General features: G+C 51.2%; 12 protein-coding genes. 7 read left to right on the top strand and 5 right to left on the bottom strand.

Going from position 1 to position 13,430, the window contains the following annotated elements; translation table 11 throughout:
- Nucleotides 1-16: 16 nt before the first annotated feature.
- A protein-coding gene (locus KHQ23_RS25410) for an IS1 family transposase (RefSeq protein ID WP_223174630.1) occupies nt 17-714 on the bottom strand; the annotation gives its coding sequence in 2 pieces (ribosomal slippage) (nt 17-465 and nt 465-714; 699 coding nt in all).
- A gap of 60 nt (nt 715-774) precedes the next feature.
- Here KHQ23_RS25410 and KHQ23_RS25405 point away from each other — a divergent pair.
- The 4 genes from KHQ23_RS25405 to yjeJ all read left to right on the top strand — a co-directional run bounded on the left by KHQ23_RS25405 (nt 775) and on the right by yjeJ (nt 5,485).
- On the top strand, nt 775-1,101 hold the full coding sequence (locus KHQ23_RS25405) for a hypothetical protein (RefSeq protein ID WP_015959283.1): 327 nt from the start codon (nt 775-777) through the stop codon (nt 1,099-1,101).
- 103 nt (nt 1,102-1,204) lie between these two features.
- Complete coding sequence (locus KHQ23_RS25400) at nt 1,205-2,491, top strand: HlyD family secretion protein (protein ID WP_004177748.1); 1,287 nt, start codon at nt 1,205-1,207, stop codon at nt 2,489-2,491.
- Nucleotides 2,484-4,607 carry a peptidase domain-containing ABC transporter gene (locus tag KHQ23_RS25395; protein ID WP_016831378.1) on the top strand — a complete coding sequence of 708 codons (2,124 nt, stop codon included), beginning with the start codon at nt 2,484-2,486 and terminating at the stop codon, nt 4,605-4,607. The genes KHQ23_RS25400 and KHQ23_RS25395 overlap by 8 nt, the downstream gene beginning before the upstream one ends.
- Before the next feature lie 14 nt (nt 4,608-4,621).
- Nucleotides 4,622-5,485: a YjeJ family protein gene (gene yjeJ / locus KHQ23_RS25390; RefSeq protein ID WP_020804230.1), complete on the top strand. Its 864-nt coding sequence runs from the start codon at nt 4,622-4,624 to the stop codon at nt 5,483-5,485.
- A 54-nt stretch (nt 5,486-5,539) separates the two neighbouring features.
- Here yjeJ and KHQ23_RS25385 read toward each other — a convergent pair whose 3' ends face one another.
- The 3 genes from KHQ23_RS25385 to KHQ23_RS25375 all read right to left on the bottom strand — a co-directional run bounded on the left by KHQ23_RS25385 (nt 5,540) and on the right by KHQ23_RS25375 (nt 8,131).
- A complete protein-coding gene (locus KHQ23_RS25385; protein WP_004152419.1) occupies nt 5,540-5,893 on the bottom strand; it encodes a DUF4156 domain-containing protein in 354 nt (117 codons plus the stop codon).
- Between the two features lie 260 nt (nt 5,894-6,153).
- Entirely contained in the window at nt 6,154-7,800 is a 1,647-nt protein-coding gene (groL, locus tag KHQ23_RS25380) for a chaperonin GroEL (RefSeq protein ID WP_002885441.1), read from the bottom strand.
- Between the two features lie 37 nt (nt 7,801-7,837).
- Nucleotides 7,838-8,131 (bottom strand): co-chaperone GroES, encoded by a 294-nt coding sequence (locus KHQ23_RS25375; RefSeq protein WP_004152420.1) that lies wholly within the window; start codon nt 8,129-8,131, stop codon nt 7,838-7,840.
- A 232-nt stretch (nt 8,132-8,363) separates the two neighbouring features.
- Between KHQ23_RS25375 and yjeH the strand changes: the two genes are divergently transcribed.
- Nucleotides 8,364-9,614: an L-methionine/branched-chain amino acid transporter gene (yjeH, locus tag KHQ23_RS25370; RefSeq protein ID WP_009485424.1), complete on the top strand. Its 1,251-nt coding sequence runs from the start codon at nt 8,364-8,366 to the stop codon at nt 9,612-9,614.
- A gap of 51 nt (nt 9,615-9,665) precedes the next feature.
- Here the strand turns inward: yjeH and KHQ23_RS25365 are convergent, their stop codons facing one another.
- Nucleotides 9,666-10,142 (bottom strand): FxsA family protein, encoded by a 477-nt coding sequence (locus tag KHQ23_RS25365; protein WP_002885425.1) that lies wholly within the window; start codon nt 10,140-10,142, stop codon nt 9,666-9,668.
- Nucleotides 10,143-10,479: 337 nt separating this feature from the next.
- On the opposite strand from KHQ23_RS25365, the gene aspA reads away from it, so the two are divergent.
- The gene (gene aspA / locus KHQ23_RS25360) at nt 10,480-11,916 is read left to right on the top strand and encodes an aspartate ammonia-lyase (protein WP_002885424.1); all 1,437 of its coding nucleotides are present in this window, start codon (nt 10,480-10,482) and stop codon (nt 11,914-11,916) included.
- A 115-nt stretch (nt 11,917-12,031) separates the two neighbouring features.
- The gene (locus KHQ23_RS25355) at nt 12,032-13,333 is read left to right on the top strand and encodes an anaerobic C4-dicarboxylate transporter (RefSeq protein WP_002885423.1); all 1,302 of its coding nucleotides are present in this window, start codon (nt 12,032-12,034) and stop codon (nt 13,331-13,333) included.
- Nucleotides 13,334-13,430 lie beyond the last annotated feature (97 nt).

The following is a 13,430-nucleotide window of genomic DNA, read 5'->3' as shown; positions in this document are numbered from 1 at the left end:
GGGTAATGACTCCAATTTACTGATAGTGTTTTATGTTCAGATAGTGCCCGATGACTTTGTCATGCAGCTCCACCGATTTTGAGAACGACAGGGACTTCCTGCCCAGCCTTGCCAGATGCTGTCTCAGATTCAGGTTGTGTCGCTCAATTCGCTGCGTGTAACGCTTACTGATGACGTGCAGTTTTCCCTTCAGACGTGACTCATACATCGGCCAGCCGTCCGTCATCCATACCACCACGTCAAAAACTGACAGCAGGCTCAGAAGACGCTCCAGTGTGGCCATAGTGCGTTCACCGAAAACGTGGGCTACCACCGCCCTGCGTATCCTGTCATACGCGTAAAACAGCCAGCGCTGACGTGATTTTGCACCGACGTAGCCCCATTGCTCGTCCATCTCCGCACAGACAATGACATCACTGCCCGGCTGTATCCGGGAGGTTACTGACTGCGGCCTGAGTTTTTTAAATGGCGCAAAATGGTGTTGAGGCCCACGCCCATTAGTCGTGCGGTGGCACGGCAACCGACGCCGTTCATAGCCATATCAATGATTTTCTGGTGTGTACCGGGCTGAGAAGCGGCATAAGTGAAGGTGAGCTGCCATGTTTTACGGCAGTGAGAGCAGAGATAACGTTGATGCCCGGCAGTACTTTTGCCATTACGCATCACGCCTTCAGTAGCGGAACAGGAGGGACAGCAGACGGAGACTGAAGCCACGGGAGCACCTTAAAAACACCATTATACACTAAATCAGCAAGTTGGTAGCATCACCTTGAAATGGAAGAAATTTCTGGCGGTGCGCTGACCGATACTCTTACCGATATCGTCACCTGGGCCGCAAAAGAAGTTGGCGCTATCGCACTGGGCGCCTCTCTGGGCGCTATTTTTGGTACAGCGTACGCCGGACGTTGGGGTGGCGTAAGTGGCGGTATCTTCGGTATCGGCTCAATCGGCCAGGGTGTAGGGATGATCGCCGGGGTTATTCTCGGTGGCGTTTGCTTTGGTATTGCAGCGGGTATCGTTGGCTGGGATATGACTCTGGATTATGCTCAGGGCGTAATGGATGCTATTTATGACGGCACCCTGAACTTCTGGAGCAACTAAGTTTACGCGCCAATGATTAGCTCAACAGTTTGTTGACAAGCATTCATTAGTAATTAAGGCCTGACGTATCGGGCCTTTTCATTTTATAATTTAAGCGATAACTATGTTAAAAAAAATCTATCGCAAGGAAGCGATTGAGTATAAAAAGCATCACTGGAAAGGAAAGGCACTGCTGCTCGCAGGGCTTCCAGCATGGCTTGTTGCATTACTCTCTTTTGCTTTTCTTGCGATCCTGATAGCCACCACAGTATTTTGCTCCTTTACCCAGAGAATCGACGTTCAGGGAGAGGTCATTACTCTACCTCACTCTGTCAACGTTTATGCCCCGCAGCAAGGCTTTGTTATCTCCCAATATGTAAAAGTCGGCGATATTGTGACCAAAGGCCAGCCGTTATATGAGATCGACATTTCCCGGAACACCACAACGGGTAATGTTAGTGCGGTACAAATAGAGGTCATTAATGAAAAGATCGCAAATGCTGAAGATATCATTTCAAAACTGAATCATAATAAAGAAGAAACAACCATTTCTTTAGAGAAGCAGTTAAAAACAATCAATGATTCGTTAAAAGAAACTAATCGCATGTTGGCTAACGCCCAGGCTGGATTAAAGAAAATGCATGATAATCTATCCAGCTATGATAAGTATTTAAGTGACGGACTGATTACCAAAGACCAATATAACTATCAACACTCTTTGTATTTTCAACAACAAAGCACTTACCAGTCTCTGGTGAGTCAGAAAATGCAACTGGAATCGCAGGTCACTCAGCTCAATAGTGATAAAATTACAAAAATAGCTGATTTTGACAATCAAATCTCGTCACAAGAAAACCAGATTAATGATTATAAAAATCAACTGGTTGAATCAAACGCAAACGGTAACATTATTATTAAAGCAACGACTGAAGGCCGTATTGAATCATTGACCGTCACTAAAGGCCAAATGGTTGATAAAGGCAGCAGTCTAGCACAGATAAAACCTACCGGTGATATAGAGTATTATCTTATTTTATGGTTACCTAACAATAGTATACCTTATGTAAAACCTGGGGATGAAATTAACATTCGTTATGCTGCATTCCCATCAGATAAATTTGGTCAATTCCCGGGAAAAATACTTTCAATATCTTCTGTTCCCACATCTCGACAAGAAATGTCTGAGTATACCAATGTTACGAACGGCACAAACCAGCAGGAACTGGCGCTCTATAAGACCATTGTGAAAATTGAAAACAAAACCTTTGAATATAATGGTAAAACGCTTTCGCTTTCAAATGGCCTCAAGGCTCAAGCTGTTGTATTCCTGGAAGAGCGTCCGCTCTATATGTGGATGTTTACCCCTGTGTATAAGATAACTCAAAGCATTACTGGGCCGATCCATGACTAACGAACTTTTCAAAACTGTTGTTGCAAAGTTAAATTTTTCTCTTGTTAACAAAACGCCCGTTATTCTTCAGTCAGAATCATCAGAATGTGGAATTGCCTGTCTGGCAATGGTCTGTGGTTTTTATGGGTTGAATATCGATCTGTTTAATTTCCGTCAGCGGTTTGGTAGCCCCTCCCAGGGCTCCTCACTAATGTCTCTAAGCAAAACTGCAAAGCATGCCGGCTTAAAAAGCCGGGCGTTAGCTCTTGACCTTGATGAAATAAAGCAGCTTAAACTCCCCTGCATCATCCACTGGGGGATGAACCACTACGTTGTTCTTACAAAGGTAAGGAAAAACGGATTTGTTATTCACGATCCGGCGTTGGGTAAAAGAATCATTGGCATCAATGAGATGTCAAACAATTTTACCGGTGTAGCGCTTGAACTTTGGCCCGATCATAACTTCCAGCAAGAAGAAGCAAAATCCCGATTACGATTGCTGGATTTAATGCATAAAATTGTTGGTTTAAAATCAGCACTGATTAAGATCTTTGCTTACTCTGTAGTGGTAGAAGCTATCGGACTCCTGTTACCGATTGGTACACAGCTAGTCACTGACCATGTGATTATGGCTCACGACCAAAGCTTACTGTCTGTTATCTGTATCGGGTTGATATTTTTTACCCTATTCCGCACGTTTATTAGCATGCTACGTGCATGGACGTCGTTAACGTTAAATACCCTGACAAATATTCAGTGGAAAACGACGTTATTCGATCATCTGACAAGTTTGCCATTATCCTTTTTTGAGAAAAGGCATTTAGGTGATATTCAGTCTCGCTTCTCGTCTTTGGATACGATTCGCTCAATATTTACCAATAGTATCGTTACCGGCATCATCGACTCGATAATGACAATCGGTTTATTGGTGATGCTGACCTTATATGGTGGTTGGTTAGTCTGGGTCGTCATCGGCTTTACCATTTGCTATGCGATTATGCGCTTTGCTACCTATAGCTTTTATCGTCGCGTAACGGAAGAACAGGTCGTCAAAGGCGCACGTGCTAACTCCCACTTTATGGAGTCACTTTATGGCATTTCTACGATCAAAGCACTGAATTTAAAAGAACGTCGCTCACAGCATTGGCTGAATCTTAACGTTGACGCCAGCAATGCAGGTATAAAGCAAACTCGATTCGATATGATGTTTGGTGGCATTAATACCTTTATCACCTCAATCGATCAGGTAGTGGTACTGTGGTTGGGTGCCATTATGGTAATTGATAATGAGATGACGCTCGGTATGTTTATGGCATTTAACGCCTATCGGGGTCAGTTTTCTCAACGTGCATCGAATCTCATTGATTTGGTGATGCAACTTCGTATGCTCTCACTGCACAACGAACGTCTATCAGAAATAGCATTTAGTGAACCAGAAAAAGAACTTCCATCGCGGCGTGTTTTTACGGAAAACACTGGCGTAAAACTTGAAGTGAGAAATCTTAGTTATCAATACGATCCTTTTTCACAACCCATCTTTACAAATTTGAACATAACCGTTGCTCCTGGAGAATCAGTTGCGTTAATTGGCCCATCTGGCGTAGGGAAAACCACACTATTAAAAGTTATGTGCGGACTGCTCTCGCCGGATTCCGGCGAAATACTGGCGGATAATCTGGAGATTAAAAAGATTGGTTTGAATAACTATCGTCTTGGTATCGCCTGCGTACTCCAGGAAGACCGTCTCTTTTCCGGCTCCCTTATTGATAATATAAGTGGCTTCGATGATAGCGCCGATCTTGATTTTGTGATGGAGTGTGCCAGACGGTGCAACATTCATGATGAAATTATGAAGATGGCTATGGGATACGAAACCATTGTCGGCGAACTTGGGCTGGGTATTTCAGGTGGGCAAAAGCAGCGTATCCTGATCGCCCGCGCACTGTATCGCAAACCGAGTATTTTATTCATGGATGAGGCTACCAGCCATCTTGACCTCAGAAATGAGTCGGTTATCAATCAGTCTATTTCAGCGCTAAGTATCACCCGCATTATCGTCGCGCATCGACCATCGACCATTGCATCCGCCGATCGTGTTATCGATCTCTCACAATCGAAGTCGGTGACTACTGCTTAATAAAGGAGAAGAATATGCAAGGAACGTTTATAGGTTTTAATACCGCAGGAATTACCTTTGAAGAGCGATTTTTAGCGTTGCTGCTGAAAGTTAAGAAGGAAAATGGCTTTTGCGAGATTTACTATCTTCAGGCACCGGTGCTAGCTGATCTGCTCCTGATACTGCAGAGCAGAATGGCTGTGATTTTCCAGCGGCTTGAAAACCAGGGAGAGGCCTATAAAGATGAGCTTATCACGTATAATGAGGCACTTGTTGCCAATATTCCTCAGGTTGAGACGGCTGAAATACAGCAACCATCCCCTGAGCGGCGAATCATGTCCATTACGCTCAAACCTGGCGAAACACAGTCAACGTTAATTCTTGTATTTCAGGATGAACAAATTAGTACTTTATGTATTGACGATCTGCAAATCGAAGCATTAATTATCGGTATTCAACAAGCATTAAAAACAGTCGGCGACCAGGAACTGGTTCAGTATTTAAGTTCAAATATGGATTTTTTAATGTGCTATACCGTCGACTTAACCACTCAGCCCAATATCGATTACCAGCAATACTCACACGAAGACTGGAAGCTAAACCTGTTTTCCCATTATCTGGGCGTGCTGTACTGCTGCGAGACAGACGAAGGCAAGAAAATTGTCTCCGGAGCGGTGGTCAAAACCAGCGCGCCGCATTTATCAGAACTGGAAAATAACGTTGTGACGCGGATTATCGAGAAAAGCCCCAAGCTCAAGGCGATGCACGCGGAGCTGGCGCCATGCCAGATCTTCAGTACTGTCATCCCTTCCCAGCCGGGAAGAATGCTCAGTCTGGAAGAGTGCCTGCGTCCTCTGCACGCCTTCTATCTGGAGAAGAAAGCGGAGCTTAACGCCTGATCCTCATCTAACGACCACGCCTCTCTCTGCGCTCGCAGAGAGAGGCGTCACGCATCAGTTCGGGCACTTATAAACCTGGCCGTTCATTTCGCTGTCGGTAGGTACAAAGCTCGACAACAGGTTTTGTGTCGGGCTGCTGACGCCGTAAATCACGTTGCCACCCATTGCTGCTGCCTGGTTACGCAAGGCGTTCGCCGCACCGCGCATGGAACCGCCCTCATCGCCATTCTGGCCGGAGAGCCAGTTGCTCTGTTTACCCGTCGCGGTCCCTAACAGCTGACATTCTGCGCCCGGCTTCTCCTGCACGAAACGCACATTCTGGCCGGCAGAGGTTAATTCATTGCTGGAACTGCAACCTGCCAACAGTAAGGCTGCGCCGACAATCCCTGCTAAATATTTTACCTGCATGTTATTCCCCATGATCGATGAGCTGGACGCACTGGCCCGGATGTAAATCTGTCATCCTTCAAACTGCGTCGGCATGAGCCGCGTTCATTCCCTCCCCGGCTGCGCTTACCAGGTCGCTACCGAAACGGAGGTGCTTGCCGCTCTGATGCAGCTTAAATGATTTTTATGTATAAGCCTTATACTAAAAAGCGCGCCAAAAGAAAAACCCCCAGCCATTGCTGGCCAGGGGTTTCTGCTTTTTTATGCCGTAGAGCGCACGATTACATCATGCCGCCCATACCGCCCATGCCGCCCATGCCGCCAGCAGCACCTAAGTCAGGCGCGTCGCCTTTCGGCAGGTCGGTCACCATGCACTCGGTGGTAATCATCAGGCCAGCCACGGAAGCCGCGTACTGCAGTGCAGAACGGGTGACTTTGGTTGGGTCCAGGATACCGAAGTCGATCATGTTGCCGTATTCTTCAGTTGCTGCGTTGTAACCGTAGTTACCGTCGCCTGCTTTCACGTTGTTTGCCACAACAGACGGCTCTTCACCGGCGTTGGAAACGATCTGACGCAGCGGCGCTTCCATTGCGCGCAGCGCAACTTTGATACCGACGTTCTGATCTTCGTTCTGACCGGTCAGGCCAGCGAGTTTCGCCGCAACGCGAACCAGCGCTACGCCGCCGCCAGCCACCACGCCTTCTTCAACCGCAGCACGGGTTGCGTGCAGGGCGTCGTCGACGCGTGCTTTTTTCTCTTTCATTTCAACTTCGGTAGCCGCACCGACTTTGATTACTGCCACGCCGCCAGCCAGTTTAGCGACACGTTCCTGCAGTTTTTCACGATCGTAGTCGGAGGTCGCTTCTTCGATCTGCTTACGGATCTGAGCTACGCGGCCCTGGATTGCGGATTCTTCGCCAACGCCATCGATGATGGTGGTGGTGTCTTTGTTGATAACCACGCGTTTCGCCTGGCCCAGGTCTTCCAGAGTCGCTTTTTCCAGCTCCATACCGATCTCTTCAGAGATAACGGTACCGCCAGTCAGAGTAGCGATGTCCTGCAGCATAGCTTTACGACGGTCGCCGAAGCCCGGTGCTTTCACCGCAGCCACTTTAACGATGCCGCGCATGGTGTTAACCACCAGGGTCGCCAGCGCTTCGCCTTCAACGTCTTCAGCGATGATGACCAGCGGTTTGCCAGCTTTCGCTACGGCTTCCAGAACCGGCAGCATTTCGCGGATGTTGGAGATTTTTTTGTCAGCCAGCAGGATGAACGGGCTTTCCAGCTCAACGGCACCGGTGTCCGGCTTGTTGATGAAGTACGGAGACAGGTAGCCGCGGTCGAACTGCATACCTTCAACTACGTCCAGTTCGTCTTCCAGACCGGTACCGTCTTCAACGGTGATCACGCCTTCTTTACCAACTTTATCCATCGCTTCCGCGATCAGTTTACCGACGGTTTCGTCGGAGTTAGCGGAGATGGTACCTACCTGAGCGATAGCTTTGGAGTCAGAGCACGGAACGGACAGCGCTTTCAGCTCTTCTACTGCAGCCAGTACCGCTTTGTCGATACCGCGTTTCAGATCCATCGGGTTCATGCCTGCTGCAACAGCTTTCAGGCCTTCGTTCACGATAGCCTGAGCGAGTACGGTTGCGGTGGTGGTACCGTCGCCTGCCGCGTCGTTCGCTTTAGAGGCAACTTCTTTCACCATCTGCGCGCCCATGTTTTCGAACTTGTCTTCCAGTTCGATTTCACGTGCAACGGAAACACCATCTTTGGTGATGGTCGGCGCGCCGAAGGATTTGTCCAGAACCACGTTACGGCCTTTCGGGCCCAGGGTCACTTTAACTGCATCTGCCAGTACGTTTACGCCGCGCAGCATTTTTACACGAGCGTCGTTACCGAATTTTACGTCTTTTGCTGCCATTTCTTTTATTCCTCAAATTCGTTCAGGGTCGTGCGAATTAAGCTTCAACAATTGCCAGGATGTCGCTTTCGGACATGATCAGTACTTCTTCGTTGTCGATCTTTTCAGTCTTCACGCCGTAGCCATCGTTGAAAATCACGATGTCACCAACTTTAACGTCCAGCGGCTGCACGGTCCCGTTTTCCAGGATGCGGCCTTTACCGACAGCGATGATTTCGCCACGAGTTGACTTAGCTGCTGCAGAACCGGTCAGAACGATGCCGCCCGCAGATTTGGTTTCAACTTCTTTACGTTTGACGATCACACGATCATGTAACGGACGAATACTCATTGATAGCTCTCCTTCGAGAAAGTCATTATCAGTTATGGGTGACGCCGGGCCGAACGCGGTTTACCGGCTAGTGCAGAGAGAGATGGGGATGGCCATTTACGGCTTCAAGGGCAAAATTAAAAAAAATTTTTACCTTTGCGCTGGCGCACAAAAAGCGGCCATGTCAGGCAATCGGTCATAAGGAAAAGCGATTGTGATACTCTCTTTTTTTTCACTGGCGCAGGATTGAATCATGAGTGGTTTAAAACAGGAGTTAGGGCTGGGACAGGGAGTTGGGTTGCTTTCCACCTCATTGCTGGGTACCGGCGTCTTCGCCGTCCCGGCGCTGGCGGCGCTGGTCGCTGGCGATAACAGCCTGTGGGCATGGCCGCTGCTCATTCTCCTTGTTTTCCCGATTGCCATCGTCTTCGCCCTGCTCGGCCGCCATTTTCCCAGCGCGGGCGGCGTGGCCCACTTTGTCGATATGGCCTTTGGGCCACGTCTGGCCAGCGTCACCGGCTGGCTGTTTTTATCGGTTATCCCGGTCGGACTCCCCGCCGCCCTGCACATCGCCACCGGTTTTGGCCAGGCGCTGTTCGGCTGGCATGATGCGCAGCTGCTGCTGGCGGAGCTGGGCACCCTGGCCATCGTCTGGTGGGTCGGTTCGCGTGGCGCCAGCTCCAGCGCCAACCTGCAGACGTTGGTTGCCGTACTGATTGTGGCGCTGATCGTCGTAGTCTGGTGGCGCGGCGGGATAAGCCCGGCGCAGATCCCCTTCCCGGCCCCGGCGGAGATTGACCGCGGGCAGCTCTTTTCGGCGCTGTCGGTGATGTTCTGGTGCTTTGTCGGTCTGGAAGCCTTCGCGCATCTCGCCTCGGAGTTTAAACATCCCGAGCGTGATTTCCCCAGGGCGCTGATGATAGGCCTGCTGCTTGCCGGCTCGGTCTACTGGGCCTGCACCGTACTGGTGCTGCACTTCCACGCCTTTGGCGAGGAGATGGCGGCGGCGGCGTCATTACCGAATATCGTGGTCCGTCTGTTCGGCGTCGAAGCGCTGTGGGTAGCCTGCGTCATCGGCTATCTCGCCTGTTTCGCCAGCCTCAACATCTATATTCAAAGCTTTGCCCGCCTGGTCTGGTCGCAAGCGCAGCATAAGCCACACAGCTACCTCGCAAGGCTGTCGCCACGGCAGATCCCGCGCAACGCCCTCAACGCCGTGCTGGGATCCTGCGTAGTTAGCACCCTTGGCATCTATCTGCTCGATATCAATCTGGACGCGCTGATCGTTTACGCCAATGGCATTTTCATCATGATCTATCTGCTGTGCATGCTGGCGGGTTGTCGTTTGCTTCGCGGTCGCTATCGGCTATTGGCGGTGGTGGGCAGCATTCTCTGTCTGCTGCTGCTGGCGATGGTCGGCTGGAAAAGCCTGTACGCGCTGGTGATGCTGGCGGGGCTGTGGCTGTTTTTACCCAGGCGCAAGCTGGCGACGGGAAGCGTGTAGGCCTGCAAAGAAAGCGGCCCGGTCGCATCTGCTGACCGGGCCGGGGGAATGTTAATCGCGGCGATCGTCCTTATGGTCCAGACGGTCGCGCTGCTCATCTTTGCGCTGGAATTCCCCTTCGAAGGTCTCTCCGCCGCCAGTTCCGGCGCTAAAGCCGCCGCCCGGCATCCGGCTGAAGCGCAGGTGCGGCATCAGCTTCATCGTCAAATGCTTTTGCACCGGCGGCAGCAATAGCAGCAGGCCGAGGAAGTCGGTAAAGAACCCCGGGAGCAACAGCAGCAGACCAGCGATAATCAGCGATACGCTCTTGATCATCTCCGCCGCCGGGCTCTCGCCCGCGGCCATCTTCTGCTGCATCAGCAGGAAGTTTTTGAAGCCCTGGTTACGCACCAGCGACATCCCTACCACCGAGCTAAAGATCACCAGGATCAGGGTCATAAAGACGCCCAGCACGTGCGCAACCTGGATAAAGATCGATATCTCAATGTAAACGTAAAGAAAAAAAGCAATAAACGGAATCCAACGCACCGGCGTCTCCTTCATCAACGGGCGCTGCGTTCAGCGCCCGTAATCATCAATTTGCTGATCGCATCCCACTAACATGGGGATGCTGAGCGGCTTTTCAATCAGCGGAAAGGCTTATTTTTCTCAGGAATAAGAAAGCGGTGACCCATTTCACAGATTAATAAATCTTCTCATACCCGCAATGTAATAAGTGATCAAGCTTACTGATATTCGCTATCATCAGCATATGATCTTGGGCACCGGGCCGGTTAAGGAAATAATCGTCGGCCAGAAAATATACTGAATACTGGATATTCTGTGTGTTTGGTGAATTCATTGGCAGCTTGAAAAGAAGGTTCACATGTTAAACAACATTCGTATCGAAGAAGATCTGTTGGGCACCAGGGAAGTTCCCGCGGACGCTTACTACGGCGTTCATACTCTGCGAGCGATTGAAAACTTCTACATTAGCAACAGCAAAATCAGCGACATACCAGAATTCGTGCGCGGCATGGTCATGGTTAAGAAAGCCGCCGCGCTGGCGAACAAGGAGCTGCAGACCATTCCCAAAAGCGCGGCAAATGCGATTATCGCCGCCTGTGACGAAGTCCTGAATAACGGCAAATGCATGGACCAGTTCCCGGTCGATGTCTTCCAGGGCGGGGCCGGTACCTCCGTAAACATGAACACCAACGAAGTCCTGGCGAACATTGGCCTTGAGCTGATGGGCCACCAGAAAGGCGAATACCAGTACCTGAACCCAAACGATCATGTCAACAAATGCCAGTCCACCAACGATGCTTACCCCACCGGGTTCCGCATTGCGGTGTATGCCTCCATCCTTAAGTTAATCGATGCGATTAAACAGCTGGGCGAAGGCTTCCAGGCGAAAGCCGTGGAGTTCCAGGACATCCTCAAAATGGGCCGCACCCAGCTGCAGGACGCGGTGCCGATGACCCTCGGCCAGGAGTTCCATGCCTTCAATGTGCTGCTTAATGAAGAGACCAAAAGCATTCTGCGCACTGCGGAGCTGCTGCTGGAGGTGAACCTCGGCGCCACCGCCATTGGTACTCGCCTCAACACCCCGGACGGCTATCAACAGCTGGCGGTGCAGAAGCTGGCTGAAGTAAGCAACTTACCTGTCGTCCCGGCGGAAGATCTGATTGAAGCCACCTCGGACTGCGGAGCGTACGTTATGGTTCACAGCTCGCTGAAACGCCTGGCGGTGAAACTGTCCAAGATCTGTAACGACCTGCGCCTGCTCTCTTCCGGTCCGCGCGCGGGCCTCAACGAAATCAACCTGCCTGAGCTGCAGGCTGGCTCTTCAATCATGCCGGCGAAGGTTAACCCGGTGGTGCCGGAGGTGGTCAACCAGGTCTGCTTCAAAGTTATCGGCAACGATACCACTGTGACCATGGCCTCCGAAGCCGGTCAGCTGCAGTTGAACGTGATGGAGCCGGTAATCGGCCAGGCGATGTTCGAGTCGATTCATATCCTGACCAACGCCTGCTACAACCTGCTGGAGAAATGCGTTAACGGCATCACCGCCAATAAAGCGGTATGTGAAGGCTACGTCTACAACTCCATCGGCATCGTCACCTACCTCAACCCGTTTATCGGCCACCACAATGGCGATATCGTCGGCAAGATCTGTGCCGAAACCGGCAAGAGCGTACGGGAAGTGGTGCTGGAGCGCGGACTGCTGACGGCGGCGGAGTTGGATGATATTTTCTCTGCGCAAAACCTGATGCATCCCGCTTATAAAGCAAAGCGTTATACCGATGAAAGCGAACAGTAATCTTTCAGGTTAGTCATTCAAAGGCATGTCAGCGATGACATGCCTTTTTTGCTTTTTGGTTTTACTAAAATACAACAATTCAATATCAACTTGTTAAAAAACAAGGAAGGCATATATGTTTGGTGCAGAACTGGTTATTGTCCTGCTGGCGATTTATCTCGGCGCCCGGCTTGGCGGCATCGGTATCGGCTTTGCCGGTGGCCTTGGCGTCCTTGTCCTGACGCTTATTTTTCAAATTAAACCGGGTGCGATCCCCTTCGACGTTATTGAAATCATTATGGCGGTGATTGCCGCTATCGCCGCCATGCAGGTCGCCGGCGGGATGGATTACCTGGTCAGCCTCGCCGAACGGATGCTGCGCCGCCACCCGAAGTACATTACCTTCCTTGCCCCGCTGGTGACCTGGTTTATGACCGTGCTCGCTGGCACCGGCCATACCGCCTTCTCCACGCTGCCGGTGATCACCGAAGTTGCCAAGGAGCAAGGCATTCGTCCGTCTCGTCCACTGTCGATTGCGGTGGTGGCCTCCCAGATAGCGATCACCGCCTCGCCCATTTCCGCCGCAGTGGTCTTTTTCGCTGGTATCCTTGAACCGCTGGGCGTTAGCTATTTGACGCTGCTGGCCATCTGTATTCCGGTCACGCTGCTGGCGGTGATGCTCACCGCTATCGTCTGCAACTTCCTCGGCTGCGAACTGAAAGACGATCCGGTTTACCAGGAGCGGCTGGCCAAGGGGGAAGTCAGACTGCGCGGCAGCCAGGTATTTGAGCTGCAGCCGCACGCCAAACGTTCCGTTCTGCTGTTTTTGATCGGCATCGTGGCGGTAATGTTCTACGCCACGGCCATCAGCGATACCGTCGGCCTGATTAAGAACCCGGTGCTGCCGCGTAACGAGGCGATCGTGGTATTTATGCTGACCATCGCCACCCTGATTAGCATCACCTGTAAAATCGACACCGGCGAAGTGCTCAACGCCAGCACCTTTAAGTCCGGGATGAGCGCCTGCGTCTGCGTCCTAGGCGTCGCCTGGCTGGGAGATACCTTCGTTAAAGCGCATATCAGCGACATCCAGGCCGTGGCCGGCGATCTGCTGCATAATTACCCATGGCTGCTGGCGGTGGTACTGTTTTTCGCCGCCACGCTGCTCTACTCGCAGGCAGCCACCACCAAGGCGTTGATGCCTGCCGCGCTGCTGCTGGGCGTTAGCCCGCTGACGGCTATCGCCTCGTTTGCCGCGGTCTCGGCGCTGTTCGTTCTACCGACCTACCCAACCCTGCTGGCGGCGGTAGAGATGGACGACACCGGCTCAACCCGCATTGGTAAATATGTCTTTAACCACGCCTTCCTGATCCCCGGCGTTATCGCTATCACGCTGTGCGTGATCCTTGGCTTTATCTTTGGCGGGATTATGCTGTAAATACCGCTGGCGGCGGGCCCACTACGGGCCCGCCTTCCGTTGCCCTCACTTTCCCCGCTCGTTACGCTAATATCCCCGCATCTTGCGTGTTATAGTG

Origin of the sequence: Klebsiella sp. 64 (assembly GCF_018223915.1) — a bacterium.
GTDB lineage: Bacteria > Pseudomonadota > Gammaproteobacteria > Enterobacterales > Enterobacteriaceae > Klebsiella > Klebsiella pneumoniae.
Note: the sequence above shows the minus strand (reverse complement) of the source record. Positions and strands in the feature narration are given on the sequence as shown.

What these genes read in the sequence shown, in the direction of transcription:
- KHQ23_RS25395 (WP_016831378.1), top strand. Translation starts at nt 2,484, where the DNA reads ATGACTAACGAACTTTTCAAAACTGTTGTTGCAAAGTTAAATTTTTCT.
- groL (WP_002885441.1), bottom strand. Translation starts at nt 7,800, where the DNA reads ATGGCAGCAAAAGACGTAAAATTCGGTAACGACGCTCGTGTAAAAATG.
- KHQ23_RS25400 (WP_004177748.1), top strand. Translation starts at nt 1,205, where the DNA reads ATGTTAAAAAAAATCTATCGCAAGGAAGCGATTGAGTATAAAAAGCAT.
- KHQ23_RS25405 (WP_015959283.1), top strand. Translation starts at nt 775, where the DNA reads ATGGAAGAAATTTCTGGCGGTGCGCTGACCGATACTCTTACCGATATC.
- KHQ23_RS25355 (WP_002885423.1), top strand. Translation starts at nt 12,032, where the DNA reads ATGTTTGGTGCAGAACTGGTTATTGTCCTGCTGGCGATTTATCTCGGC.
- aspA (WP_002885424.1), top strand. Translation starts at nt 10,480, where the DNA reads ATGTTAAACAACATTCGTATCGAAGAAGATCTGTTGGGCACCAGGGAA.
- yjeH (WP_009485424.1), top strand. Translation starts at nt 8,364, where the DNA reads ATGAGTGGTTTAAAACAGGAGTTAGGGCTGGGACAGGGAGTTGGGTTG.
- KHQ23_RS25375 (WP_004152420.1), bottom strand. Translation starts at nt 8,131, where the DNA reads ATGAGTATTCGTCCGTTACATGATCGTGTGATCGTCAAACGTAAAGAA.
- yjeJ (WP_020804230.1), top strand. Translation starts at nt 4,622, where the DNA reads ATGCAAGGAACGTTTATAGGTTTTAATACCGCAGGAATTACCTTTGAA.
- KHQ23_RS25385 (WP_004152419.1), bottom strand. Translation starts at nt 5,893, where the DNA reads ATGCAGGTAAAATATTTAGCAGGGATTGTCGGCGCAGCCTTACTGTTG.